The 24,757-nt window shown below is 65.0% G+C and carries 16 protein-coding genes and 1 pseudogene; 8 read left to right on the top strand and 9 right to left on the bottom strand.

The annotated features are described in order from the left end of the window. Window positions 1-343 precede the first annotated feature (343 nt). Window positions 344-733: a hypothetical protein gene (locus B0T44_RS18015; protein WP_077114234.1), complete on the top strand. Its 390-nt coding sequence runs from the start codon at window positions 344-346 to the stop codon at window positions 731-733. Between the two features lie 135 nt (window positions 734-868). On the opposite strand, the gene B0T44_RS18010 is transcribed toward B0T44_RS18015, so the two are convergent. The 4 genes from B0T44_RS18010 to B0T44_RS17995 all read right to left on the bottom strand — a co-directional run bounded on the left by B0T44_RS18010 (window position 869) and on the right by B0T44_RS17995 (window position 5,276). After that, window positions 869-1,120, bottom strand: a complete 252-nt coding sequence (locus B0T44_RS18010; protein WP_077114236.1) for a hypothetical protein — start codon at window positions 1,118-1,120, stop codon at window positions 869-871. 164 nt (window positions 1,121-1,284) lie between these two features. Next, the gene (locus B0T44_RS18005) at window positions 1,285-2,286 is read right to left on the bottom strand and encodes an adenylate/guanylate cyclase domain-containing protein (protein ID WP_077114238.1); all 1,002 of its coding nucleotides are present in this window, start codon (window positions 2,284-2,286) and stop codon (window positions 1,285-1,287) included. 65 nt (window positions 2,287-2,351) lie between these two features. Next, window positions 2,352-4,565 carry a CocE/NonD family hydrolase gene (locus B0T44_RS18000; protein WP_081512267.1) on the bottom strand — a complete coding sequence of 738 codons (2,214 nt, stop codon included), beginning with the start codon at window positions 4,563-4,565 and terminating at the stop codon, window positions 2,352-2,354. Window positions 4,566-4,676: 111 nt separating this feature from the next. Continuing rightward, window positions 4,677-5,276, bottom strand: coding sequence for a class I SAM-dependent methyltransferase (locus tag B0T44_RS17995; protein WP_077114240.1), 600 nt, complete (start codon window positions 5,274-5,276; stop codon window positions 4,677-4,679). 92 nt (window positions 5,277-5,368) lie between these two features. Between B0T44_RS17995 and B0T44_RS17990 the strand changes: the two genes are divergently transcribed. Together B0T44_RS17990 and B0T44_RS17985 are read left to right on the top strand one after the other, a co-directional pair. After that, window positions 5,369-5,953: a helix-turn-helix transcriptional regulator gene (locus B0T44_RS17990; RefSeq protein WP_077114242.1), complete on the top strand. Its 585-nt coding sequence runs from the start codon at window positions 5,369-5,371 to the stop codon at window positions 5,951-5,953. Window positions 5,954-6,270: 317 nt separating this feature from the next. Next, window positions 6,271-6,768, top strand: a complete 498-nt coding sequence (locus tag B0T44_RS17985; protein WP_077114244.1) for a C40 family peptidase — start codon at window positions 6,271-6,273, stop codon at window positions 6,766-6,768. Window positions 6,769-7,005: 237 nt separating this feature from the next. On the opposite strand, the gene B0T44_RS17980 is transcribed toward B0T44_RS17985, so the two are convergent. The 4 genes from B0T44_RS17980 to B0T44_RS17965 all read right to left on the bottom strand — a co-directional run bounded on the left by B0T44_RS17980 (window position 7,006) and on the right by B0T44_RS17965 (window position 13,589). Next, on the bottom strand, window positions 7,006-8,961 hold the full coding sequence (locus B0T44_RS17980) for an ABC transporter ATP-binding protein (RefSeq protein ID WP_081512266.1): 1,956 nt from the start codon (window positions 8,959-8,961) through the stop codon (window positions 7,006-7,008). 147 nt (window positions 8,962-9,108) lie between these two features. Then, complete coding sequence (rox, locus tag B0T44_RS17975) at window positions 9,109-10,551, bottom strand: rifampin monooxygenase (protein ID WP_077114246.1); 1,443 nt, start codon at window positions 10,549-10,551, stop codon at window positions 9,109-9,111. Between the two features lie 837 nt (window positions 10,552-11,388). Then, on the bottom strand, window positions 11,389-11,658 hold the full coding sequence (locus tag B0T44_RS17970; protein WP_217697408.1) for a Fic family protein: 270 nt from the start codon (window positions 11,656-11,658) through the stop codon (window positions 11,389-11,391). 173 nt (window positions 11,659-11,831) lie between these two features. Then, window positions 11,832-13,589, bottom strand: a complete 1,758-nt coding sequence (locus B0T44_RS17965; RefSeq protein WP_077114251.1) for a WXG100 family type VII secretion target — start codon at window positions 13,587-13,589, stop codon at window positions 11,832-11,834. Between the two features lie 209 nt (window positions 13,590-13,798). Between B0T44_RS17965 and B0T44_RS17960 the strand changes: the two genes are divergently transcribed. After that, complete coding sequence (locus B0T44_RS17960; RefSeq protein ID WP_139347619.1) at window positions 13,799-18,424, top strand: FHA domain-containing protein; 4,626 nt, start codon at window positions 13,799-13,801, stop codon at window positions 18,422-18,424. A 213-nt stretch (window positions 18,425-18,637) separates the two neighbouring features. Here B0T44_RS17960 and B0T44_RS17955 read toward each other — a convergent pair whose 3' ends face one another. Continuing rightward, window positions 18,638-19,234 carry a hypothetical protein gene (locus B0T44_RS17955; protein WP_139347620.1) on the bottom strand — a complete coding sequence of 199 codons (597 nt, stop codon included), beginning with the start codon at window positions 19,232-19,234 and terminating at the stop codon, window positions 18,638-18,640. An 801-nt stretch (window positions 19,235-20,035) separates the two neighbouring features. On the opposite strand from B0T44_RS17955, the gene B0T44_RS17950 reads away from it, so the two are divergent. From B0T44_RS17950 to B0T44_RS17935, 4 genes and pseudogenes are all read left to right on the top strand, one after another. After that, the gene (locus B0T44_RS17950; RefSeq protein ID WP_077114257.1) at window positions 20,036-20,905 is read left to right on the top strand and encodes a phosphatidylinositol mannoside acyltransferase; all 870 of its coding nucleotides are present in this window, start codon (window positions 20,036-20,038) and stop codon (window positions 20,903-20,905) included. 910 nt (window positions 20,906-21,815) lie between these two features. Beyond that, window positions 21,816-22,556: pseudogene (locus tag B0T44_RS17945) on the top strand (DUF1906 domain-containing protein); the annotation flags it as partial. A 575-nt stretch (window positions 22,557-23,131) separates the two neighbouring features. Beyond that, window positions 23,132-23,848, top strand: coding sequence for a histidine phosphatase family protein (locus B0T44_RS17940; RefSeq protein WP_081512264.1), 717 nt, complete (start codon window positions 23,132-23,134; stop codon window positions 23,846-23,848). Window positions 23,849-24,115: 267 nt separating this feature from the next. Beyond that, window positions 24,116-24,751, top strand: coding sequence for a hypothetical protein (locus B0T44_RS17935; protein ID WP_217697409.1), 636 nt, complete (start codon window positions 24,116-24,118; stop codon window positions 24,749-24,751). Window positions 24,752-24,757 lie beyond the last annotated feature (6 nt).

Raw genomic sequence — 24,757 nt, 5'->3', positions numbered from 1 at the left:
AACCTACGTACTGGGGTTTTGCACAACTTTCGCGAAATTGTCGAGCCCTGCCCCCGACTGCAACGCATGACACATCGTCATCGCATGCCTAGAACCACTCGACTCAGCAGGGCCCAGGCTGCGGTGCTGTCGGCGCTGGAGCCTGGCGGGATCCTTTCTGTCGCAGCGCTTGTAAAGACGTCCGGACTGACTGGCTGGCAAGCACGCTACGCCGTGATGCGTCTCCGGTCCGGGGGACTCATCGTTACGGGCGGCTGGGCCGGACATGGCGGTTACCAAATCACCGACCGAGGCCGGTACGCGCTCTCGACCTACAGTCGGTTCGCCTAGAGAGGCGGCGAGCATGCTGCATACCACCTCGATCGAGGATGGAGAGGCTACCTGGCGGATGGCGGGTTCACGCATTGAGATGGAGTCGTTCACCGACTACCGCTGCCACGCCACGGCTTACCGGATCCGTATGGACGGAACCACGGTCGATATCCCCAACGGCAGGCAGGGAAGCGTGTACTTCGGCGAAGACGGAGCTCGTCCTGACCTTGCCCTTGTCCGTGAATGGTTTCCCAAGTATTGGCTGCTGTGGGATGCGGTGAAAGCCGCATACTGGGACACTGTCGTCCCCCTGGGCTACTCACGTTGCGATACCCTGCCGCATCCCGCCTACGACCACGTGTCGCGCGATTCCAATACTGAGATCACCGAAAAGGTCTTCAGTGCCGGGAGATTGGCGTGATCGGCATACACAACTCGTGAAGACGGGGTATTGGCCCGCTGGTTCATCCACTCGAACACGGCCGCCGTAGGCAGTGAGGCGGCCACTTTCGCCGTATTGTGCCGGTCGCTGCAGGTGGCGCGTCTTTCGCTGCAACTATCCCCAGTACTGGCCTCGTTGCTTACGCTGCTCGACCTCGCGCAGGTACTCCTCTTCCCGGTCGGTGCCGAGTGCATCCTCACTCCCGAACCGGTCCCGCAGATGAATCTGCTTCTCGGGCGGGACGGCGGCACGGCGTCGTTCGAACTCATCGAATCTGGCATTGGCTGCGGCGATTTCTTCAGCGCTGAGCTTGTTTTCCACCTCCTCTGGTGGTGTGAAGATCTTGCCGCGAAACTCCTCAGGCATGTCTGTCCTCTCTCATCCAACCTCGACACGACGGGTCACCGGCCCTTCGTAGGGCGGTAGCTCGTCCAATGCCCTGGTCAACTGGTTAACCGTGGCTTGCTGCTCAGGATTCAAAGGGTGACCGGCACGCATCGCCTCGACCTGCCCGGCCGGTAGGGGACGGGTCAGGGCCGGGCTGGGCGCAGTACGTGTGGGCGCAGCCGGTTGAAGCCGCGCACCCGGACGCTGCGCAGATGTTTGATGCTGAACTCGGGGTCGCCTGCCAGTTCTGCGGCCGCGCCGTCGTCGATCAGCACGGTGCCGGGGCGGGCGACGCCGGTCAATCGGGCCGCCATGTTCACCACCGAGCCGTACAGGTCGCCGAAACGCTGCAGGACCGGCCCGTATGCGAGCGCGACCCGCAGTTCGGGCGTGGTGTCGACGGTCATTGTCGTCTCCTGGATATCCAGCGCGATCCTGGCCGCTTGGACTGCCGTTTCGGCCGCGAACATCACTTCGTCGCCGACGTTCTTGATCACCCAGCCGCCGTTCTCGGTGATCGCCGCGGTCGTGGTCGTCTCGAATGCCTCGAGCAGGGTGGAGAGTTCATCGGGGTGCAGATGGCGGGTCAGCCGGGTGTAGCCGACCATATCGGCGAACCCTACTGCCAGCACGCGCGTGGAATCCTCCCCGGTACCCGCGCCGTCGAGTGTCCGCGACAGCGCCGCGTCCAGATGTCGCCGCCACGCATACACCTGCAACCGTTCCAGCACCGCCACCGTTGCCTCGGTCGCTGATTTCGCCACCTCGGCCGGGTCCGCATCGGGCGCGGCTTCGCTGATCCGCCGCGTGATCTCGTCGAGCACCAGATCGACCTGCCATTCCGCCAGCCGGGCCATGGTCTGCCCGATGGTGCGTGCGGTCGCGGCCTGCCTGCGGATATCGGTTTCGGCGAGCACTCGGATATCCCGGAAATCGCGTAGTGCGGCGATATCGGCCTCGGTGTAGTCCAGTTCTGTTTCGTCCCCGCCTGTGGGGAAGCCGAGCGCTACCCATAACCGAGTGGTCACCTCGGGCGGGACCCCCGACCGTTCAACCACATCGTTGCGGTTGTAGCGCCGGCCGCCGTCGAGTAGATACTGCTCTACTACCGACTGAACCAGCTCGGGCATTTCACGCGACACCATGGGGAAACTTTACGGATCATAGGGTTTTTATGTCGGAGGCAACTGTTTCCGCTGCTGTGGAAAGTTTATGCCGGTTCGGGGGCGTGCGCCGGGCGAGGAGTCTCCGCCGGTTCGGGGGTGGGCACAGGCGGGGCCGGAACCTGGTTTGCAGCCGGGGGAATAGGCGCTGCGGAGGGAGCTTCCTGAGCGTTCGGCTGCCCCTGGTCGGTCCGCGGCTGGGCGACCGGAGTGAGCGGCCGGTCGGTGGGCAGGTTGACGAAGCTCGGCGCGTTCGGGTCGAGCACCAGGTGTTGCGGTTTGAGTTCGGTGTTGTTGAGCATCGGGCGGAACGGGACCGCTTTGGGGGAGTTGCCTGCGAATACGTCGATGCGGAGCCGGTGGCCGGGCTGCAGGACCGCCTGGGTCGGTATGACCGCGATATCCAGGGTGACCGGTTCGCCGGGCGTCACGGGGAGCATGCTGTCGAGGGTGATCGGATGGTGCGGGTCGGTGAAGTCGCCGCTCGCGGAGCGGGTGCTGCGGGTTTCGTCGACGGCACGCAGTGAAGCGGTGAGCTGACCGGTGGTCAGCACCGTGGAGGTGCCGTCGGGGGCGACGTCGTTGACGGTGACATTCCAGTAGCCGTCGCCGGCGTCGTGCACGGTGTTCAGGTGCACGGCTATCGGACCGGAAATGGAGGTTGCTTCGGCGACGGGGGTGCTGGTGAAGGTGAGCGCGTTACGTTCGGCGATCCGGGAGTCCTTGGTGCAGGCGTCGATCAAGGCAGTGATACCCGCCGAGCCTTGCGCCGCATCGCGCGAGCACAGGGTGGTGATCCCGGGCGCGACGGTGAGTTTCGCCTGCTGCTGCGGTAATTCGGTGGTCAATGACCCGTCGTGCAGACTGTGCGGGGCGGATCCGCTCGGCTCGTTGGACAGATAGACCCGGCGATGCGTCATTCCCCGCTGCGGAAACTGGTCGAGAGTCACCCAGCCGCCGCCCTGTTCGCGGACGATGACCGGCCCATATTCGGTGATTCCGTTGTCGACGCCCTTCAGCCAGTGGTCGAACCAGGCTCGCTGCAACACATCCAAACGGGGTGGCGCCCCGTTCTTCCCGGTGCCCGAACCCGGGTTCGCATGGTAGGTGTCGCCGACGATCAGTTGTTTCTGTCCCGGCGGCAGCGGCATCCTGTTGTACAGGTCGGTGGCGCTGTTGGCGAAGATATCGTGCCAGCCGCCGTAGACGAACGCAGGCACATTCACCCGCTCCGGGTGGCCCAGGATGCTCTGCCGGAATGCGCTGTCCTCGTCCAGCGCATTCGCGAGCGCGTCGGGCACCTCGTGCAATGTCGGCGTGAGCAGGGCTTGAGCGAGCAGATCGTAATTGGTGGCCGGGTCGGCGATCCGGTCGCTGAGCCATTTCCAGTCGAAAGTGCCGTTGAGCATCGACGACACATCCGGGACAAGCTTGGCTCGGTTCACCGAGGTCAACCACAGCGGAAGGAAGGTGACGCCGACACCGCCGCCCGGTGCGACCACGTCACGCATCAGATCGCTGCCCGGAACCACCGGGAAGATGGCTTCCAGCGGTTCGGGCGCGTCCTCGGCGGCACGCAGCTGGTTGATCCCGGCATAGGACCCGCCGCTCATCGCGACCTTCCCGTTCGACCACGGCTGCCCGGCCGCCCATTCGATGACCTCACGGGTATCGAGCTGTTCGCGCGCACCCAACGTGTCCCATACGCCCTGCGACAAACCGGTGCCACGGACGTCCACCGACACCAGGTTGTATCCGCTGCGCACCAGCTTCTGATCGATACCGAGCACCGTCGGCACGGTGCCGCCGTCGAGGGCGTGCACCAGTTCATGGAACCCGCTCAGCGGTGTTCCGGACAGGTTGATCCGCCCGACCAGGTCCATCGTCAACGGTTGCAGGCCAGGCAGGTTCATCGCCGCGTCCACCAGGCTGGTCATCAGTTTCGAATACGGCGTCATGGTGACGATCGTCGGCAGCTGCCCATCGGCAGGCTTACCGTCCCGCATCGGCCGGTACACATTGGCTTTCAGTACGACACCGTCGCTCATGGTGATCGGAACGTCGGATTCCGTATGCACGTCGGGGAACTGCTGTGGCCCGTCATGGGTGTGCGTCCACTGCCGGGCCAGCTCCTCACCCGAGACGGCCGGAGTGAGCTGCTGCTCACCAGGGTCGTATATCGCGGTCGCCGCGGCCAGCACCGCGGCCACGGTGACCACGAACGCACCCGTCACACCTCGAGCCCGACGGTTCAGCCGCATGAATTCCCTCCGCTTCGTGGCTACCCGGTTCCGCGCACAGGTGGGCAGACCATAGCAATCTGCTCTTGACAAACTGGGGTGGCGCGCGGAGGGAGGGCGGGTGGAAGCGGCTCAGCGTGCCTTGCGTTGTGCTCGTAGCACCAGGTCGGCTACGTGATGGGTGCCGGGCGGGCCGGGGCGGGTGCGCGCTCGTGTTTCGTTGACGAGGATCACCCATTCGTCGTCGAGCAGGTCGGCGACTTCCCCTGGCAGGTAGAAATCGCGGGGATCGTAATCGTGTTCGTGTTCGTGTTCGTCCGGGAAATCAGCGGGGTCGTGGCCGACGAACAGCAGCGTCCCGCCCGGGGCGACGGCGTCGATCAAGCCGCGCACGATGGTGTGGCCCGGTTCGTGCTCGATCGGGAAGTAATGGGCTGTCACCAGGTCGAACGAACGGCGCGGCGGTGGGGTGGCGGCGAGGTCGGCGTGCGACCACGACACGTCGGGGCGGATTTTCGCGGCGCGTTCCAGGGCGACCTGGGAGACGTCGACCGCCGTCACCTGCCACCCCTGCTCGGCCAGCCAGCAGGCGTCGGCACCCTCCCCGCAGCCGACGTCGAGGGCCTGACCGGGCTCGAGCCCGGCGACTTCGGCGACGAGCACATCGTTGGGCAACCCGCTGAACAGTTGGTCCTGACTTCCGTACAACTCGTCCCAGAACTGCTGGTCCATCTCGTTTCTCCGTCTCTACTCGTGACTTGCGACCAGCTTGCGAGCGTTCCGGTGCGCTTGACAAAGAAATTTGCCAGAACTGCAATAGAACTGTGGTGTCCGACTTCGACAATGTCATCGGGGCGGTAGGTCCGCGGTTGCGGGAACTGCGCCGTCGCAGCGGGATGACGCTGGCTGCGTTGTCGGAGGTGACCGGTATCCCGGTCAGCACGCTGTCGCGGCTGGAGTCCGGGCAGCGCAAACCGTCTCTGGAGCTGCTGTTACCGCTGGCCAAGGCGCATCATGTGCCGCTGGACGAGCTGGTCAACGCGCCGGAGACCGGTGACCCGCGAGTGTATGCGCGTCCGGTGACCCGGCACGGGCAGACCTTCATCCCGCTCACCCGAAAACCGGGCGGCCTGCAGGCGTACAAGCAGATCCTGTCGGGACGCGAGGCCGACCGCGAGCCTGATCTGCGCATCCACGAGGGTTATCACTGGATTTACGTCCTCAACGGTAAGTTACGGCTGATTCTGGGGGATCGGGACATGGTGCTCACTCCCGGTGAAGTGGCCGAGTTCGACACCCATCTGCCGCACTGGTTCGGCAATGCCGACGAGCATCCGGTCGAGTACCTGAGCATCTACGGGCCGCAGGGGGAGCGGTTCCATCTGCGGGCAAGCTACCGCCGGTCATAACCCGAATTCGGGCAATTTTTGTCGATCCGAATCCCCATCCGATAACCGAGCGGCGCAAGAACGTTATCGATTCGTTATCCAACTTTGCCGTGTCGTTTTACACGATGGCCGCGATGAGGGCGAAGCATTGCTCCTCGGATTTGCTGGACCGACACATAGCTGTGGTGTTTTCCAAAAGCTGTTCGAGAAGTCGGTGAAAGCCCGGCCCCGGGCCTCGCAATCTCCGGCTCTCGACCTGAGCACGGAGGACCGCAAACGTGGATTCTGTACAGCACCACCTTCGCCGCGGTACCACAATCGCTGTTGCCGCGGCCGCAATGATCGGCGCCGTCCTCTTCGGCGCCGCACCCGCAACAGCTCAACCCTTCACGATCATCGGCGTCGGCACTCTCGAAATCCCCGACGAGATACCGATACCCAGCGGAATTCCCGGAATCCAAGCTCCGTCCGGGAATTCCGTCACCCCGCAACGTTCCACCGGTGAGGTCGCGGTAGCGGCCGCACGCACCAAATTGGGCGCCCCATACCGTATGGGCGCCACCGGCCCCAACGCCTTCGACTGCTCCGGACTGGTGCAATGGTCCTACCGGCAAGCAGGCCGGGAAGTACCACGCACAAGCTACCAGCAGCTCGCCGCGGGCACCCCGGTCTCGCTGGACGAGCTGCAAACCGGCGACGTGGTGGCCTACTACGGCGGCAGTCATTCGGGACTCTATGCCGGCAACGGCACCATCATTCACGCCGCGACATACGGGGTGGGCGTGGAACTCGCTCCGGTGTCATCCATGCCCGTCAGTGGCGCGCGGCGTTTCTGACGGCTGATCAAAGCAATTCGACGGCAGTAGTGTCGGCCGAACCGCTCGGCCGGGCCGGGACCGTATTCGTGCTGCTCCATCAGGAGTATCGGGCAAACCCCTCATAGGCATCCTTATCGTCGATGCCCAAAACAGGCCCGGCCGAGCGTTTTCCGGATGACACCACCACCGTCAGCATCAGCAAATCCTCGCCGACCACCTCGAACGAATGGAACCGTGCACCTGGCGGGGTGTCCTTTACGTGTGGTGGTTGGTCAGCTCGGAAAAACCTTCGGCCCCCGGCAAGGTATCCGCGCCGTCACCGATATTCGTTTCCGGATCTCGATACGCCTGTGCTTGGAGAGTGTAGAACTCGCGATAGATACCGTCGCGAGCCATCAATTCCCCATGCGTGCCCTGTTCGGCGACCCGACCGTGTTCGAGCACATAGATCCGGTCCGCGTAACGGACGCTGGCCAGACGGTGCGTGATCAAGACGACGGTGCGCTGGGCCGCGTGTTCGCGGATCGTTTCGAAGACGGCGTGCTCGGTACGGGCGTCGAGTGCGGCGGTCGGCTCGTCGCAGATGAGCAGGGCAGCGTCACGGTAGAGGCCACGCGCCACCGCGATGCGCTGCCATTGCCCGCCGGACAGCTCGACTCCGCCCTGATAAGTGGGGTCGAGCAGGGTGTCCGGGCCTTCGGGCAGGCGCGCCATGACCTGGTCGGCGCCGGATGCCCGGGCCGCCTCGGCCAGCGCGGCGTCCGAGTCTGGGCGGTCGTGGCGGCCGATGGTGATGTTCTGCCTGGCCGAGAACGGCCAGTGCGTGAAATCCTGTGCGACCACGGCGATCCGGCTGCGCAACTGAGCCAGGTCGATATCCTGCAGGCGTATCCCGCCGTAGGTCACGGTTCCCGTAGCCGGTTCGTACAGGCCGCTCAGGATTTTGGCGAGAGTTGTTTTGCCTGAGCCGTTCTCGCCGACGATAGCGATGACCTCGCCCGGTTCGATCTCGATGCTGAGACCGCGCAGTGCAGGGCGTTCCGCGTTCGGGTAGCTGAAGGTGATATCGCGGGCGACGATCCTGTCCATGTCAGCGGGCACCGGGACACCGCCTTCCCGTTCCTTCCGTATTACGGCGTCTGCGGTGAAATCGAGATAGTCGCGGTAGAACAGGGCGTTCTCATAACTCCAGTTGAGGCTTTCCACCAGTTCCCGCAGGGCGTTCATGGCCGTACGGATGGCGATGACCGCGGTGCCCGCGACCGCCAATGGCATCGTCGCAGTGAACAGCAGAATGCCAAGGACCAGGTAGACGAGGCCGGTGGCGACCCCGCCGAGAGCCGCTCCGACCGAACGACTCACCGCTTGTTTGCTTTCCAGCCGCAGCATTCGGTCTTGCACACGCCGGGCGAGCTTGTCGAACTCGGCGAGCAGGAAAGAGCGCATCGTATAAGCGCGCACCTCGGCGGCGGGCACGCGGTCGGCCATCAGGTTTGTGAGGGTTTCCATCCTGCGCTCCGCGCCGCTGGACGAGGAAAACACCTCGTATGCCATCCGGGCGGACCGCACCGCCGCCCACCAGGTAGGCACCAGCGCGAGCAGGAGCAATGGCAGCAGCACCGGATGCAGCACACCCAGCACACCCGCCACCATCGCCAGCCCGATCACGCCCGCAAGCAAACGCAGCACGCTGTCGAGTAGATCCTCGATCGCGTGTGGGGCGCGTTCCCGGATGCGATGCAGCGTGTTGTTGAAAACGTCGTCGTCGAAAGCTGTGAGCTGGGTATTCGTGGACAGTGCCAGCAGTTGGGTCCGGAGGCGGCGGCGCAGCTGCGGACCCAGCCGTGACTTGGCCCACACCGCGCCTTCCCGCAGCGCACCCCGCACGACCAGCACGGTGGCGACGAGGAACAGGGCAGGAGCCGCCGCCCGGACACGCTCGGGTGTCGGCCCCACTTCCAGAAGACGATCGAAGATCGATGTCGTGGCCAGCAACCCGACCGCGGTACCGATCTCGGCGAAGAGCGTGCACACCACCAGCGCTGCGGTATCGCGACGGCTCGTCTGCCAGCATTCCTGCAACACCCGCAAGAAGGTGGCGGGGAGCTGGCGTGCCATCGTCCAGAAACCAGCGGCGGCGACGGCTGCGTCGTACGCGGCCCACGGATCGGAGCTCTTGTCGATCGTATCGATCGCGTCGGCGGAAGGCATGCCGCAATGTAATACGCGTTCCCATTCGATAACCACCGATTTCGATCGTGGTCGGTCGGGGCAGTCTGCCGATGTTGATTCGGAGTCTTTTCATGCCAGGCGATTCGGGCCTCGTATCCGGGTGATAGGTTCCGCCCTTTCTGGGCCCTAACTGCGCGCTCGGCTGGCGGCAGCGCCGAACCACTCGGGTAGCCGGCCGAGCAGATCCTGCTGATCGTCACCGACCCACGCCACGTAGCCGTCCGGCCGCAGCAACACCGCCGGAACGTACAGTTCCTCGCTGACGTCGACGATGTGATCGACCCGATCGGCCCAACCCGCCACCGACAGCAGGCCTGTCTGGTCGAGCAGCAGCCCGCGGCCGCCGTGCATCAGCTCGTAGAGGCGCCCCCGCTTCAATCCCACGTCTCGCAGCCGCCTGCCGAGCAGCTCATGCCCCTCGCCGAAGTCGTAGCGGATCCCGATCGCGGTGATCTTCTCGATCAGGTACCGGTTCACCTCCTCGAAGTCCATCAGTTCCGACACCAGCCTGCGCACTGCCTGGGGGCCCGGCTCGGTGGACATCAGTTCCATCTGCGCGCGGGTGTTGTTCAGCACCTCGGCGGCCACTGGGTGCCGTTCTGTGTGGTAGCTGTCAAGCAGTCCCTCCGGCGCCCAGCCGTCGATCTCGGCGGCCAGTTTCCAGCCGAGGTTGAACGCGTCCTGGATGCCCAGGTTGAGGCCCTGCCCGCCAGCCGGTGGGTGGATATGCGCAGCGTCACCGGCCAGCAGCACCCGGCCGACCCGGTAGCGCTCGGCCTGCCGGGTGGCGTCGCCGAACCGAGACAGCCAGCGCGGCGAATGCACTCCGAAGTCGGTACCGGCGATTACCCGCAACTGCTTCTTGAACTCCTCGAGGGTCGGCGCGGTCGCACGGTCCTCGGCCACTCCGTCGGCGGGCACGACGACGCGGTAGAACTCGCCTCCAGGGAGTTTGCCGAGGCCGAACCGCTTCTGGGTCTTGCGGATTTCGGCCACCACCTCGGCCACCGTCTCCGGCGGCATGTCCACCTCCATCTCGCCCAGCAGCGTCTCGGCCTTGGCAGGCTCCCCCGGGAAGCCGACACCGAGCAGCTTGCGCACCGTGCTGCGGCCGCCGTCACAGCCGACGAGGTAGCGCGAACGCAGCTGTATGCCGTCGGCCAGCTCAACGGTCACCCCGTGTTCGTCCTGGCTCAGCCCGACCAGCTCGCAGCCGCGCCGGACCTCGGCACCAACTGCGACGGCATGCTCGTCGAGCAGGCGATCGGTGGTGGTCTGCGGGATGCCGAGAACGTAGGCGTGCGCGGTGTCCAACCGGTCGGGGGAGGGCTTATCGATACCGGCGAAGAAACCGCCGACCGGGTGCTGCCGCCCGTGCGCAAGGAACCGCTCCAGCAGACCACGCTGATCCATCACCTCGATACTGCGCACGTGCAGGCCGAGCGACCGGACCTGCCTGGTCGGCTCAGTCTCCTTCTCCAGCACGAGCACCTGCACACCGTGCAGCCGCAACTCACTCGCCAGCATCAACCCGGTCGGTCCGCCGCCGGCAATGATCACATCGATCATGAAAACCCCTCGTTCGACAAAGCTGCACTTCGGCCAGCTGGTCCGCGCAGTCCGGCGCACACCCGCACTTCCGTACCTGGCGCCCGCAACCGCACCGCAAGACCCCTACGTCGCCACAGCACACATACTTCGCGAAGGCTTGTTTTCCGCAGGTTCTGGCTTCGGCTGGAGATTCTGCGGCACAACCCGGGTCTTGCCGCAAGACCCCCTGTGCGCTATACATTGAGAGTGGCAAGGAGTATGTGTCCTCCTTGCCTTTGCTTTTTCCGCTGAGGGCGGTGCTGCCGTATCTGGGTCGGCCTTGATCTGTGACCGTTCTCTTCTGGAACGTGCAAGGTTTCAATCGTGCATCTCGGCGGGCGCCCAGCGAACGTAAGTGTGTTCGGGGGTCCCGGTGATGGCGAGACTGCGGATATACGTTTCGTCGCGTTGCTGTCGGGTCCCGGAGATGTCGCGGCGCATGTACCCGATCGCGTCGGGCTCTGGTGTCGTACGAGTACCCCTTTACCAGTGGGCAGCGCGCATGAGAAGGCGTACTGCCCACTGCCTCCTACGCTGGGACGGCAAGAAAGGGTCCGTCCGCAGCTGTGTGCCGGACCGATGGTCAGCTGAGGCCGAAGTCCAGCCCGAATGTGACCGCCAGCCACTTGAGGAACAGATCGAGGCCGACGCCGAAATCGAACCCGAAGGAACCCATCGCTCTCACCTCCTTCCGGGACCGGACTGTTCACCGATCCCCCCTGGCAAAGACTTATCGCTGGTCAGAGCGTCTCCGCTACACAGTCATCGCTCGAGACCGATGCGCCGAAGTCCACGGCTCGACAGGCCGGCGGCTGGTCAGCCGGGAACAAGTTCATAGGAGGTGCTGCGGCCTCCGGAAGCTGATCTCCGCAGGGCGCCCAGTTCGACCAGTTCGTTGATGTCACAGAGAGCTGTGTCCTGTGAGTATTTGGTGATGATCGCCCATTTTCGGGTGGTGAGCTTTCCGTTGAAGCCGTCGAGGATCCGGTTCAACCGAGTTTTCGCCAGAACAGTGTCGATGGTGATCTCGGTGTGGGCGATCGCATGGTGTAGTGCGTCGAGGAACCAGAGCAGCCATTCGGTCACATCGAGCGAACCCTGCTGGGTGCGCTCCAGGCTCGTGTAATACGCGGAACGGTCTTGTTGTATCTGAGCTGAGAGGCTGTAGAAGCGCCGTGAACTACGGTCGGCGCGCGCCAACCACAGATCGCCGATTCGGTCAGTGGATCGGCGAGGCGTGCGGCGGTCTTACGCCTTATTCACCGCAAATTGTGTGATGAATAAGGCGCTTTCGCTGGCTGATTCGTTGTCGGGATGTTCGCTTCCGCGGTGTGGACCAGCAGGCGGTGCAACGCTCTGGCGGCGGGGGTGGCTTGGGAGGTGTTCAAGACCACCTCGGTGAAGGCCTCCGATAGTGCTGCGGCGGGATCGAAGCGGCCGTGCCGGAAACTTCGGCCGGGTAGTTGGGCGCGCCATCGCCGGAACCCGGTAACTATGCCCTGTAGCGAGTCTTGCGAGGGTGGGTGGAGGGGAAGGTATTCGAGGAGGAGGGCGCGGTGGGCGGAGCGGTGGGCGCGGAAAGCGCCTGCCACGTCGAGGGCTGCGCCTAGTTCCCGCACTATCGAGGAGTACACGGGGCGTCGTGCGCTTCTCGCTGCGAGCTGCCGTGAGCTTTCGGCCGCGGCGATGGTTTCTTCCAGATACTCGGGGTTGGTTGCGGCGTGTGCGGCGAGCACGATGCGAGCGGTGAACAGGTGGTGTGGGGGGTTGCCCGCAGGTGGTTGTGCAGCACCGTTCGAGGGCTTCCCGGGAGCGGCCGCCGGTTCCGCTTCCCATTCCAGCCTGGTCAGTTCCCCGTCTGGTAGCTCGCCGATACCGATGGCGCGCAGGTCGATCTGCGGGTGCCGGGGCAGGATGGTGTCTACGGCTGCGACGAGTTCCATGAGCGTTTCGTCTGGCACGCCGCTGGTGTCGAAGCCGAATGCCCAGATGCGGTGGCGTTCGGCCAACTCCCGGGTCAACCGCGCTGCCAGAGATTCAGCGAGCGGAGCAGCCAGGCGCGGTGCACTGGGTTTCCGGTCCGGTTTCTCGGCCTTCTGCGGCTGCGCGGGCTGGGATTGCGGCTGGGTGGGACGGGGCGGGATCCGAGGGGGTCCGGCGCCGGGCGTGCCCGGGGTGGGCGCGGAAATCCGCGGGGGACGAGCAGCGGGGCCGGTGGGACCGGTGGCGGTAGGGCGGGCGCCCCAGGGGCTGGTGGGTGACGACGGGCTACTCCACGGACTGGGCAGCGGGCGCGGCGTCGCGGCGGATGCGGCAGGCCGGGCGGTCGCGGTGGAAGGCTGTGGGGGTGCGGTTCGGTTCGTGCTTGCCTGCTGGGTGGGGGGTCCGCTGGGGCTTGGTGCGCTGTCGCGCGTGCTGTCCGGGGGGTTGTTCCTGGGCGAACCGTCCGCAGGCTGTCCTTGCTGCTGGTCGTGTGCCGGGAAGCTGTCTGCCTGTCCGTCGCCGGGTGTTCCCGTCGGGACACGAGGCGCCTCATCTGCGGTTTCCGGTACGGTGGCCGGGCTGCTGACGGGTGGGGGCGTGGTCGCGGGTGGCTCCGTTGGAGCAGGCTGCGCGGCGGGCGTCGTCGGTGTAAACGGGTCCGAGGGGTAGCCGGGGCCGACGTGGACCGGAAGAGGTGTCGCGCTGGTCCGGGGGGACGCGGGGTCGCTGTTCGCGATCTGTTGTCTGCCCATGTCGTCCATATGCGACAGGTTGTCCGCGAGCTGCTCCAGGTCGCGGCCGGACTGCTGGAGCACCTGAACCAAGGTGTTCAGGTCGGACAGGGCCTGCTCTTTCTCCGGGATGTAGCTGCGTGCGAATGCTGTGCCCGCGTCGTCGTCGCCCCACGGCGCGCCCGCTGCGGCGAGCGCTGCTTCCAGTTCCTGCACCGTTCCCGACACACCGTCCGCGATTCGATCGAACTCGGGTGCTTGGCGCCGTAGCTGCTCCGGATCCGCGAAAAAGCGTTCAGGCATGAGGAAGCTCCGTGAGATGGCGTGACGCCATTATCGGCGGCATCGATGGACCACGAATTCCCAACCTTGGGGGCACGGCTGTTGCGATTGTATGAAATACCTGCGGCGACAGCTCGGCTCCGTCATTGCCGGATGCGGTGCCATGTCGACGTGCCAGTGCGGTGGCTCAGCGGTGATGCCGCGACTGGAGGTGTGGAGGGCGAGCCGACGTGGACGCATTGGCAATGGTGGCCGGTCTTCCCTTGGTGGTCCGGGATCTGGTGATCGGTCACTGGCCGAGAACAGACTCGGAAGGGATGCGCGCATGCGGTGACGCGTACCTGAAGGCTTGTACGGAGCTGAACGCGCAAGCCGACGATTACGAAGCCGAAAGCGCCGTCGCCGAAGGTTCGGTCTCCGGCAGAACACGTGACGGTATGTCGGAACGGAACGGCAAGATCGTCGCCGCGCTCCGTGCTAAAGCCGCATTGTGTGAGAGCTTGGGACGCCAGTGTCACGACACAGCGGATATGACGATCCAAACCCAGCATCTGCTGATCATGACGGGGGTTGTGCTGGCAGCCCAGTTGGCATACGACGCGGCGCTGTTCATCTACGGCGGCGGGTTCAAAGCATTGGCGGACAGGTTGGCGGCCGAGCAGACGATGCGGATGGCGGTGTCGCGGTTCGCTGTGGGCGTGGCCGACAATGTGGCCACGGGTGCCGCCCGGCGTGCGGCGCTGCACGGGGCGATCCATGCGGGGAAGATCGGCGCGCTGTCCGGCGGGGCCATCAGTGTGGGCGCGCAAGTGTGGGATATCCAGTCGGGCGTGCGCGACGAGTTCGACGTGGCGGCGTTTCTGGAGATGGTTCTCGGCGGCACCGTGGGTGGGGTGGTGGGTGCGGAGGTCGGTCGGCGGCTGGCGCCGAGACTGTTCGGGCGGTTTCTGGGTTCGGGTCCTACGTCGCGGGCCGGCCTGGTCGGTTCACATCTGGGTAGGACGATGCTGCTCGGCGGAGCGGGTGGTTTGGCGGGTGGGGTGGCTGGGGCGGTGCCATCGCTGATCATCCACGGCGACGAGATCCAGTCGCTCGGGGATATTTTCCGGATGGTGCGGGAGTCCGCGGTGACCGGTTTCGCCGGTGGCTTCGTCGGCGCTGCAGGGTCGGGGCTGCGCGTCCACAGCCCTGGATGGTCTTCGATGCCCCGGAACGAGCTCAGCGCGTCGGTGGCCCGGCAGGGGAGATTCTCCACCCGAGTCGAGGAGCTGTTGCGTTCGGAGCCGCCACCAGTGGTGGAACCGGTTCCCGAGGCATTTCCGGTCGCTGGTGGCGGCCGGGAACGCGTCATCGAGCGTTTGACATTCCACGACGGAACACAGCTGTTGCGGGAAACGGTGCCGACCAAGAATGAGGCTTACGAGCGGTTCTTCACGGCCCTGATCGCGGATGCGGTGGGCGCGCGGTCGCCCGCGGTGCATCTGGCCGGTGATCAGATCTACACACAGGTGATCCCAGGCGAATCCGGAGCTGAGGTGTTCCTGCGGGAACCGGGTGCGGGCCAGCGGTTGGCTGCTACACCCTCCGGTACGCGCTTGGGGATCCTGGATGTGCTGACCGGGGTCGGTGGTCGCAGTCCCGATGAATGGGTCCTTGATGGCTCGGGGCAGGTGTGGAACGTCAGCCCCGGCCACCTCGCCGCACCTACCGACGGCAGGCAGTCCAGCGTCTTCGCGCGCCAATTCGCCGAACGGGATGCCAGCGGCGAGATCAAGTGGAAAGACCACAGTCTTCCCCGATCGGAGATAGCGGAAATCCGGGCCCGGGTCGAGCAGCTGCGGCCCATCTACGAAGCGGCGGGCTATCGCGATGTTCACGACGCGATGCGGCACCGGCTGGACGAGCTGGAACAGCACGCCCCCGAAACGTCCGGGCCGGAACGTGTTACCGCTCCACGGGTGGCGCCACCACCCGACGTGGACGTGAGCACGTTCGACGACGGAGGCGCGACACCGGCAGGGCACACCGGCGATACCGGCGACAGCCCGAGCCAGGTTGTCGCCGACCCGGTTCCCGTCCAGCCCGGCGCCCACGAGGGATCGAACCAACGCTCACCGGTACGACTGGAATTCGGCGAGGGACCGCCAGTACGCGTGGACCCCGACCGGCCGGTCGTGCTCGGCACTGCGGAAACCTCACCGTTCGTATCCCAGCTGCGGGGCCGATCCGGGATTGCCGAAGAGCACGCGGTGGTGGGACTCGACGAGTCCGGCCGAGTGTGGATTCGTGACGACGGGGGTGGGGACGGAGTGTGGGTCAACGGGGAGAAACTGGCCCGGAACCAGGCGTGGGTTCTCGCCGACGGCGACGAAGTGGCGTTGGGGCCGGATTTCGTTGCCGAGACCAAGACCGTATCGGTCGACGATTCGCGGCTCCCGCCCGCCGGATTGTCGTTCGGGCCGGATGAGCCGCCGATCTCGCTGGCGCCGGGTGAGCAGGTTCTTGTCGATATCGGCACCGCCGAGCTTCGGAGCAGCGGCACGTTACCGCAGGCGATCGTCGGACGCGATTTCGATGGGCGAGTATGGGTGCGGGACCCGGCCTCCGATACGGACGGTGCCCCCCGCGTGGAAGTCGGTGACGAGGCGGTCGGCGGCGACAAACGGTACGTGGACCCCGGTGAAACGGTGAAATTGGGTGACAGAACCGGTCGACTCGATGTCGAGTTCTTTCGCGACCAGACGTTGGTGCGAGTGTACGAGGACGCCAACCAGCTGGGTATACGCCCCGGTGAGGAGGCGAGCTTCGGCCTGAGCAGGGCGATTCAGGTCGACGCGTACGGCCGGGTGTGGGTTGTCGATCGCGGTTCCGATGACACTCATGTGAACGGTGAACGGCTGGCCATGGGGGAGCGGCGTCTGCTGCACCCTGGCGACACTCTGCAGTACGGTCCCGTCCGTCACTCGATCGATTTTCTTCCGGTATATGCGGTGGGCGACGTGAAACCGGTCCAAGTGATGCTCGGCAGCGGTGCGCACAGTGCTCCGGTGCGACTGGACCCCGGTCGAGCGGTAGAGATCGGAACCGATGCGCGTTCCCCCTTCTCATCGCAGCTGCGGCATTCCTCTGGGGTCGGGGACCAGCATGCCGCGATGGTTCTGGACCACGACGGCCGGGTGCGGATACGCGACACCGGGGAGCCTGCGGGGGTGTGGGTGAATGGGGAGAGGATCCCGACGGGGCGGTGGGTGACGCTCACCGAAGGTGCAGAGGTGAGCTTGGGCCCCGACTTCGTGGCCGCGGTACGGACGGCGGCACACCCGGATACCACTTCGCCCGCTGCCCATTTCGGTTTCGAGAGCAGACCAAAGGTGACCCTGGAGCCAGGGCAACAGACTCTGGTCGACATCCGAAACGGTTTCTCGCGGATGGTCGGGGAGCCTATGCGCGCAGTACTCGTGGGACGAGATTTCGACGGCCGGATATGGGTACGTTCGTCGGATTCCGAGGGCAGCCCTCGTATCGAGGTCGACGGCAGGCCGATACCGCCTGGTGAAAAGCGATATGTGGGCCCTGACGCCATGGTCTCCTTCGATCACCACGTGGGCAAACTCGAGGTGTACGGCGAGGGACGTCCGGTGCAGCTGCGACTGTCCGATGACCAGGACATGCCGCCGTTGACGTTGCAGCGGGGTGCGGTAGTGAAACTGGGCAGCGATCCGGATTCACCCTTGGCGAGTGAATTCGCATCGGCTGGTGCGCCAGGGCATCATGCCACCATCTACCGTGACATGAACGGGCTGCTGTGGTTGCGTGACGAAAACACGGGGGCTGGAACCTGGGTCAATGGGAACAAAATGGAGCCCGGGAAGACAGCAATGATGCTCCCGGACGACAGGCTCCGTATGGGTGGCTGGCTCGGCGCTGCGCAATTCAGTACCGGCTATTCCCACCAGCCTTATGAGGTGGGAGTGAAGCTCACCGGCGCATACGGCGATCAGCCGCTGAGAATTGCCTCCGGCGAGCCTGTGGTGCTCGGAAGCGGACGGGACGCCGTGCTGCCACCCGAGTTGGCCAACTCCGCTATGCGTGACCTGCTCTCCGAACAACATGCTGTGCTGGGGGCATACCCGTCCGGCCGGCTCTGGGTCACTCCACATGAGGCAGCGGAGGCGCCCACCTATGTCAACGGCCGAGAAATCGCGCCCGGCGAGAAGACGCCACTGTATTCCGGTGACAGCATCGGGCTCGGCGCCGACACGGAGTTCACCGTGGCCTACCAGTCGCCAGAGGGTGGGCCGCTCGTCGAACTCGTCGATCGGACGCCGGAGACCCTGAAGGCATTGCAGCATTTGGCCGCCGTGCCCGAGCACATCTACGTACGAGTCGCCGAGTTCCTCAACGACCAGGGCGGTGGCATCGTCATCGGCAACAAGCCGGTGTGGGCGCTGCGCGGTCTCGAGGAAACCGAGTTCCATCCGAACGACAACCGCGTGAAATGGAAGTGGGTAAGCGGCGAGTACGTTCCTGCTGAGGGGCGTCTGTACGTCGATGCAGGCAGGGCGTTCGGGGATCGGGCACACGGCGATTTGGTCTGGCACGAGTTCGGTCATGCTGCCGATGACGCCTACGGGTGGCGCAGCGAGGAAGACGACTGGCAGCAGCTGCATGCGCAGGTCATCGGAACCCTTCAAACCGCTCCGGACTGGAACAATCACTACAACTCCCCGGTGGAGCTGTTCGCGGCGGCGTTCTCTGCCTGGGTGGGCGGGCCTGGCCGATTGCTCGCTTTCGCCAACGGCAATGTGGGGGCCGCCGCCAAGTTGAACGCTTTCTTCGACGGCGCCTTCTTATAACCGAGCGATAATCGGAGCGTCGAGGCGATGTGAACGGTAATGGATGCCTACACAGCCCGGACCGATGGGCCGCAGCCGGCAACGGAGAGGATGGCAGAGATGGTGGACACGCACGACGGTGGCCCGCCCAGGCTCGCCGAGGACGGTGTGACGATCCTGCGACACCGATACGGCAAGACGAGCGACGGCACTTTTTACGCCGCGGTCGAGGAATTACGACCGGGCGACCCGGGGTACGACCAGTTGCTTCCCGCGGCCCGGCGCAACCCCGATCAGCGGTCGGAGGCCACGGTGAACCCCGCTACCCTGTCGCGCATCCTGCGCGACGCAGGTGTGGACGAATCGGACCTCGAGGACAAGTAGACACATTCCGAATTCCCTGGGCCGCTGGATATCAGTCATCGTGCGGGGAGGGGGGACTTTCTCGAGCCCATTGCGTTCGGCGAAGGCCCGCTCGAATTCGGCGATAACCGTCGCCGGCGCGACCGATGACGTCGAATGCTCCAGCACGCCGTCATCGTCCACATAGAACACCGCTCGGCCGATCGCGATCTCACCTTCCGGCACGGGCGCGTATACCATCCAGCCGACGCTGAATCGCTCGGCGACCAGCTCCGACAGCGGATACCCTGTGGTGTCGAGCTCGCGTCCGGTGATGTAGTCGCGGACCCGGCTGATCGCCGCCTCCGCGGGCATCGCCTCCGGCGTGGTCGAGACCAGGCCGGCCAGCTGGAACTGATGGAGCGCGCCGTCGATATCGAAGCGGCCGCTGGCCCCGAATACTTCGACCAGCACCGCCCTGGTCACCATGCCTGCCTCCGCGGTGGACACCAGGGCGGTGACGGCGTCACTTCCCGGGGTGCCACCGCCTGCTGCGGGCCGCGGCGCTGCCGGTCACCGTGACCGAGGTAAGCGCCCAACCACACCAGCACCTTGTCACACTGAACCAGATGGCCAGGCGGCATCAGCTCCCGGTGCTCTGGTCCCCGCAGCCCGGTTGGCCGTCCTCTTGTGCAGGCCCGTCGGTGCACGGGCTGCTCGCGGCGTTACGGCTGGTCAGGAAACCGGCAGATGGAGCGCGTAGGATAGGGAGCGGCGATCCACCGCACGTGACCGCCCCCGGGTCATGTCATCGACCGATTCACGTCAATCCGGTCCGTCAATGACCGAGTCAGGAAACGTCGACCATGACGCTACCGAACACGTACCTTCCCCTGCCGATGCCCACGAAGTCGGTAATCAAGAACCCGGTAGTACTGCGCTCGGCAATGACTTGCCGATAGGTTCTGCTTGCCCGCTCGGCTCGTCTCCACGGCGCCCCGAATCCGAAGTACGCGGGGGAATACGGGCGACCCCCGTCACAAGCGTTTGCGACACCGGGAAATCCCGCTCTGACCGTTATGCGGATGAGCATCACACACAACAGGAGTACCAAGCATGCACGATACGTCGGGACTGTTCAGCCACGCCCCCGCCGACCCCGAGCCCTACATGACACCGACGAGCAGCACTGATCACCGACCTGTGTTCCGGGCTGCCACGACAAAGCACCGGACAAGGCCCGAGGGCTCCGCGTCACCCGAGAACGGCGCGTAACGAAGCAGACGCGCGATGAAAATACCCGCATCTGCGCAAGGGATCGGCTATGCGGCGGGCTGGCGATTGCTCCGCGCCCTGCCACAGCGGTGGGCGGTCTGGTCGTTCGATAAGGGAGCCGATCATGTCGCGCGCCGAAACGGCGGCCCGCCCCAGCTACGACGCAACCTCGCCCGCGTACTCGGGGTCGCCCCTGAACAGGTACCTGAGGACCTGCTGCGGGCGAGCCTGCGCTCCTATGCCAGGTACTGGCGGGAGGCTTTCCGGCTACCGGCGATGGACCCTGTACAGCTGGCGGAGCAGATCGAGTCCTCGGCCACCGGGCTGGAACACATCCGCCGTGCCCACTCCGACGGCCGCGGCGCGATACTCGCCCTACCGCACAGCGGGAACTGGGATCTGGCCGGAGTCTGGCTCGTCCAGCGGGTCGGCACGCCCACCGTTGTCGCCGAACGACTGAAACCGGAAGCGTTGTTTCAACGGTTCGTCCGTTTCCGCGAGCATCTGGGATTCGACATCATCCCGTTGACCGGTGGCGCGACACCACCGTTCCCGCAGCTGGTCGACCGACTGCGCGCGGGTGGCTTGGTCTGCCTGCTCGGCGAGCGCGACCTGTCCGGCTCAGGCGTCCCGGTCACGTTCTTCGGTGAGCATGCCCGCATGCCCGCCGGCCCGGCCAGGCTGGCGATCGACACGGGTGCCCCACTGCTACCGGTGCATTGCTGGTTCGCCCCGGCCGGGTGGGGGTTTTCCGTCGGCGAACCGATCGACACCTCCGGCGGAGTCCAGCGCACCACCCAGGCACTGGCCGACCGGTTCGCCGCGGGGATCGCCGCCCATCCTGCCGACTGGCACATGATGCAACGAATCTGGACCGAAGGGTGAGGTTTGGGGCGTTGGACGCGATCAGTGAGGGCTCGGAGTTTTCCACGAGGCGCTAACTGATGGTGGGGCTGCCTTCCTCTAGCAGATCGGCCCATTCCTGCCACGGATGCATGCTGTCCTGCGCATGAATTACTGCATGTAATCATGCGGAGGAGAGCGGGCAATGGCGACGGTTCAAGTGCGAGACGTCCCGGATGAAGTGGCCGCGGTGATCGCGGAGAAAGCCCGTGCTGAACACAAGTCGGTCTCGGCGTATCTGCGGGACCTGATGGCAGCTGATGTTCGGCGGGAACTGCAGCGGCGAGCTATCGCCACATGGGACGAAGAGTTGAAGCAAACGCAGCAGCGGCTGGGTATCACCCTACGCGGATGCCTGGTATATCGCGCTGGCCCAGCGCCTCTCCTACCCACTGATGACCCTGGATGACGGGATGCAAAAGGCCGCCCGGATCCACGGGGCGGAACTCGTGGGCGCATCCAGCTAACCGTGGTATGGGTGGGGTGCGCCGGGTGAGGAAAGCGTTGACGCGGGCGTGTGTTTCGGGGCGGTCGGCGACCCAGGCAGGTGGGTAGAACAACGGCACCAGCGCGGCGGTGTCGCCGGAGGCCGGCGTGACCGTCGCGGACTCCGGATCGCCAAGCCCTGGATATGCAATATGGGTGGGCTCCCATTTGTGTGCGCGGTATCTCGGTACCAGATTCGGGCGCCATCGGCAGGGGTTGCGTAGGACGCGGCCCCGATCATTCCCTGCTCCTCCGACAACCAGCGCGGAGCAGGCGGTGTAGGCGGGTGTTCACAAATTCTGGCATCGCCTGATGTGGGCTGAGAATGGTGGCGACCCGGGGCCAAGGACGCTTACGTGAACCCTCGGGGACGAAAAGCCGCCGCTACGTGCGGAGAACTGGGACAATGAGCGCACCTCACCCACTTATCGTCTCGGTTCCTATTGCGAGGTTCCGATGTTCGTTACCGACAGGAGGGCGAATTGTGGGTACCGCAATCGATTTCGCAGCACGCCTGATCGATCCGCAGGCGATCAAGAGCGCCGGGCATTCGGCGGTCATCGCCTATGTATCACCACCGCGTCCTGGCGCCGAATGGATGCAGGCTAAACCGATCACCAAGCGCTATGCCGACCAACTGAGGGCCGCCGGAGTGGATGTGGCCAGCGTGTGGCAGTTCGGAAAGCCCGGCAACCCCGCTGCGCCCAGCGATTGGACCACCGGCTACGAGGGTGGCAAACGCATGGCCCGGGAGGCCGACGAACGGCACCGCGCGGCAGGGGGTCCCGCCGACCGACCGATTTATTTCTCGGTGGATGAGGATATTTCGCTGCAGCAGTGGAACCAGACCGCGGTGCATTTCTTCCGGGGTGTCAACGAGGTCATCGGCCTGGCTCGCACTGGTATCTATGGCCATTCCCGGGTCTGCGCCTGGGCCATCGAGGACAGCGTGATCGGCCGCACCAGCGAGGGTAAGTATTGGGCCTGGCAGACCAGAGCCTGGTCGTATGGCGCACGTGAGCCGGCGGCGGTGCTGTTCCAGCGGGTGATCGATACCCCGAGCAATCCTGGGCCGTTGATCGACGGCTCTTCGGTCGATGTGAACGACATTCTGGCCGCCGATTACGGCCAATGGTCCATAAGCAGGGACACACTATCGGGCTCAGGAGAGGCGGGCGACGTGGCCTGGACGGAAGATATCAAAAACTACCGCGGTATCCCGGTCGATGCCAGTTTCATGCTGGCCTGGATCGACAAACGGGCAGCCCTGACCGAGCGATACATGGCTGAGATTCTCGACAAGCTGGCCGGTGAAGGTACCGCGCAGCGGATCAAGGAAGAATTCGAGGCCGATCTCCCTGGCGAGTTCAAAGGATAGACCTGCGTCGATGTTGTGCTCTCGGCGGGGGCACAAGATCCCCGATGCTTCGGTCAAAGGGATCCGCTTCTCCGGTAACGGTCTCATCGACGCCCTCACCCATCCCATCGCGCAAATCCACCTGCGAATGGGAAACGTGACCCTGTCCTGGGAGGATGTTCCTCCCGACTGTAGTCGGCGCCGCTGACCGTTTTCGCGAAGCCTGCGGTGTGGGCGGGTAAGAAGATGGCCGAAGGTTCCCGTCCACCGGGACGCGTTATTGGGGGCCTGTCGAGCCGATCTTAGTGTGACTCCAGCCACTGGCACGTCCCAGTGTGGTCCGACCCATCCACGACGGAGTCCCTATGAATCTGATGAAGTCTCGCCTGGTTGCGATGATCGGAGCGATCATCGCCGCGGTGGCGCTCATGGCAGCCGGAGCAGGTAGCGCGGCCGCAGCACCACACACAGGTGAAATGTTCCTCACCTTTGTCCGCCACGGCGAATCGGCCGGCAATAGTTCCGGTTTGATCGACACTTCTGTCCCCGGACCCGGCCTGACCGAGAAGGGGTGGGCGCAAGCCGCTGCGGTATCCCGGCTGCTGGCCGATTGCAAGTTCGACGGCGTCTACGCGTCGACGATGATCCGGACCCAACAGACGGCGGAGCCGACCTCGCAGCTCTGTGGTCATTCCACAGTCGTCGAAGAGGGACTGCACGAGATCGAGGCCGGCATCTACGAGGGCACGCCCGAGAAGGACGCGCGCGAGGGCTACTTGGCTGCACCGATCCAGTGGCTGCAGGGCAACTTGGATGCTCGGATCCCCGGCTCGATCAACGGTCACGAGTTCAAAAAGCGCATGGACGACTCCATCCAGGATATCCAGGACCGCCGCAGCAAGCGTGCGGTGATCTTTTCCCATGGCGGTGCCATCATGTTCTGGGTACTCATGTCCGTCTCCAATCCTGATATGAGCAAGCTGCAGTCCGATCCGCTACACAACACCGGCCAAGTGGTCGTGAAGGGCACCCCGGCGAAGGGCTGGAAGCTCGTCTCGTGGGACGGCCATCCCGCCGCCTGAACCCGCATCTCGTTGTCCCCCGCGGTCCGCGTCGGCAGGTGAGTTGGTGGGCAATTGACCGCCGCGATGCGAGGCGCAGGGCATGGGCCGCTGCCAGCAGAGTTGGGCGGCCCATGCCCTGGCGATGACGGCGGGCCCCTGCGGCACCCGAAAAAGTCGTGCGCACTACCGATCCGTCAAACCACCAGGTGCCTTCGAACGACCGGCGGCAGTGATTCGACAGCGATCCAGCAGGCCGCTTCGGGACGCTGCGCGGGGAGGTGACAGATGATGATGTTCATCGAATTGTTCTTGTCCGAAGGCGCGCTCGATCCGGCGCAACGGCGGCGGGTAGCCCGGCGTCTGGGCACGATCCACGAGTTGGGGGCCGGCGAACCCGACGGCGGCGGAGACGAGATGGCGCCCCGTTCGGCGGCCGTGTTCGCGTCGATGTTTCAAGTGGTGGTGCACGAGCCGCAGGTCTGGGTTGCCGGTGAGCATGCCCTTACCGATCAGGATCCTCCGCACTGTCTGGTCCGAATTCATGTTCCGGGACCGTGGCGGAAGGATTTGAGCGAGACGTTGATCTCCTACGCGACACGCATCATCTCCGACGAGTTCGACGATCGGGAGCTGCCCTACCGCCGGCCGACGGTACAGGTCCACGTCCTCGGGATCTCGGAGGGGAGCATCGGGATGTTCGGAAAGATGGTGAAGTCCAAAGACCTCGTCGAGATGCTCAGTGATCCGTACCGCGAGGACGCGGAGATGGGGAAGGCGTTGAAGGACCCGATGTGCGGAGTGCTCGTTCCATTGGATGACAACACCCCCACCATCGAGATCGATGGCGAGCTGTATGCATTCTGTTGCCGCGGCTGCCGCGCCGGGTACGTAGCGAAACGGGAGAAGGCCGCGCGGTCGTGACCGCAG

The organism is Nocardia donostiensis, from assembly GCF_002081715.1.
In the GTDB taxonomy this organism is placed as follows: domain Bacteria; phylum Actinomycetota; class Actinomycetes; order Mycobacteriales; family Mycobacteriaceae; genus Nocardia; species Nocardia donostiensis.
Note: the sequence above shows the minus strand (reverse complement) of the source record. Positions and strands in the feature narration are given on the sequence as shown.

Coding starts and splice junctions, on each gene's coding strand:
- B0T44_RS17985 (WP_077114244.1), top strand. CDS start 6,271: ATGATCGGCGCCGTCCTCTTCGGCGCCGCACCCGCAACAGCTCAACCC.
- B0T44_RS17980 (WP_081512266.1), bottom strand. CDS start 8,961: ATGCCTTCCGCCGACGCGATCGATACGATCGACAAGAGCTCCGATCCG.
- B0T44_RS17940 (WP_081512264.1), top strand. CDS start 23,132: ATGAATCTGATGAAGTCTCGCCTGGTTGCGATGATCGGAGCGATCATC.
- B0T44_RS17995 (WP_077114240.1), bottom strand. CDS start 5,276: ATGGACCAGCAGTTCTGGGACGAGTTGTACGGAAGTCAGGACCAACTG.
- B0T44_RS17955 (WP_139347620.1), bottom strand. CDS start 19,234: ATGGTGACCAGGGCGGTGCTGGTCGAAGTATTCGGGGCCAGCGGCCGC.
- B0T44_RS18015 (WP_077114234.1), top strand. CDS start 344: ATGCTGCATACCACCTCGATCGAGGATGGAGAGGCTACCTGGCGGATG.
- B0T44_RS17950 (WP_077114257.1), top strand. CDS start 20,036: ATGAAAATACCCGCATCTGCGCAAGGGATCGGCTATGCGGCGGGCTGG.
- B0T44_RS17935 (WP_217697409.1), top strand. CDS start 24,116: ATGATGATGTTCATCGAATTGTTCTTGTCCGAAGGCGCGCTCGATCCG.
- B0T44_RS18000 (WP_081512267.1), bottom strand. CDS start 4,565: ATGCGGCTGAACCGTCGGGCTCGAGGTGTGACGGGTGCGTTCGTGGTC.
- B0T44_RS18010 (WP_077114236.1), bottom strand. CDS start 1,120: ATGCCTGAGGAGTTTCGCGGCAAGATCTTCACACCACCAGAGGAGGTG.
- B0T44_RS17965 (WP_077114251.1), bottom strand. CDS start 13,589: ATGCCTGAACGCTTTTTCGCGGATCCGGAGCAGCTACGGCGCCAAGCA.
- B0T44_RS18005 (WP_077114238.1), bottom strand. CDS start 2,286: ATGGTGTCGCGTGAAATGCCCGAGCTGGTTCAGTCGGTAGTAGAGCAG.
- rox (WP_077114246.1), bottom strand. CDS start 10,551: ATGATCGATGTGATCATTGCCGGCGGCGGACCGACCGGGTTGATGCTG.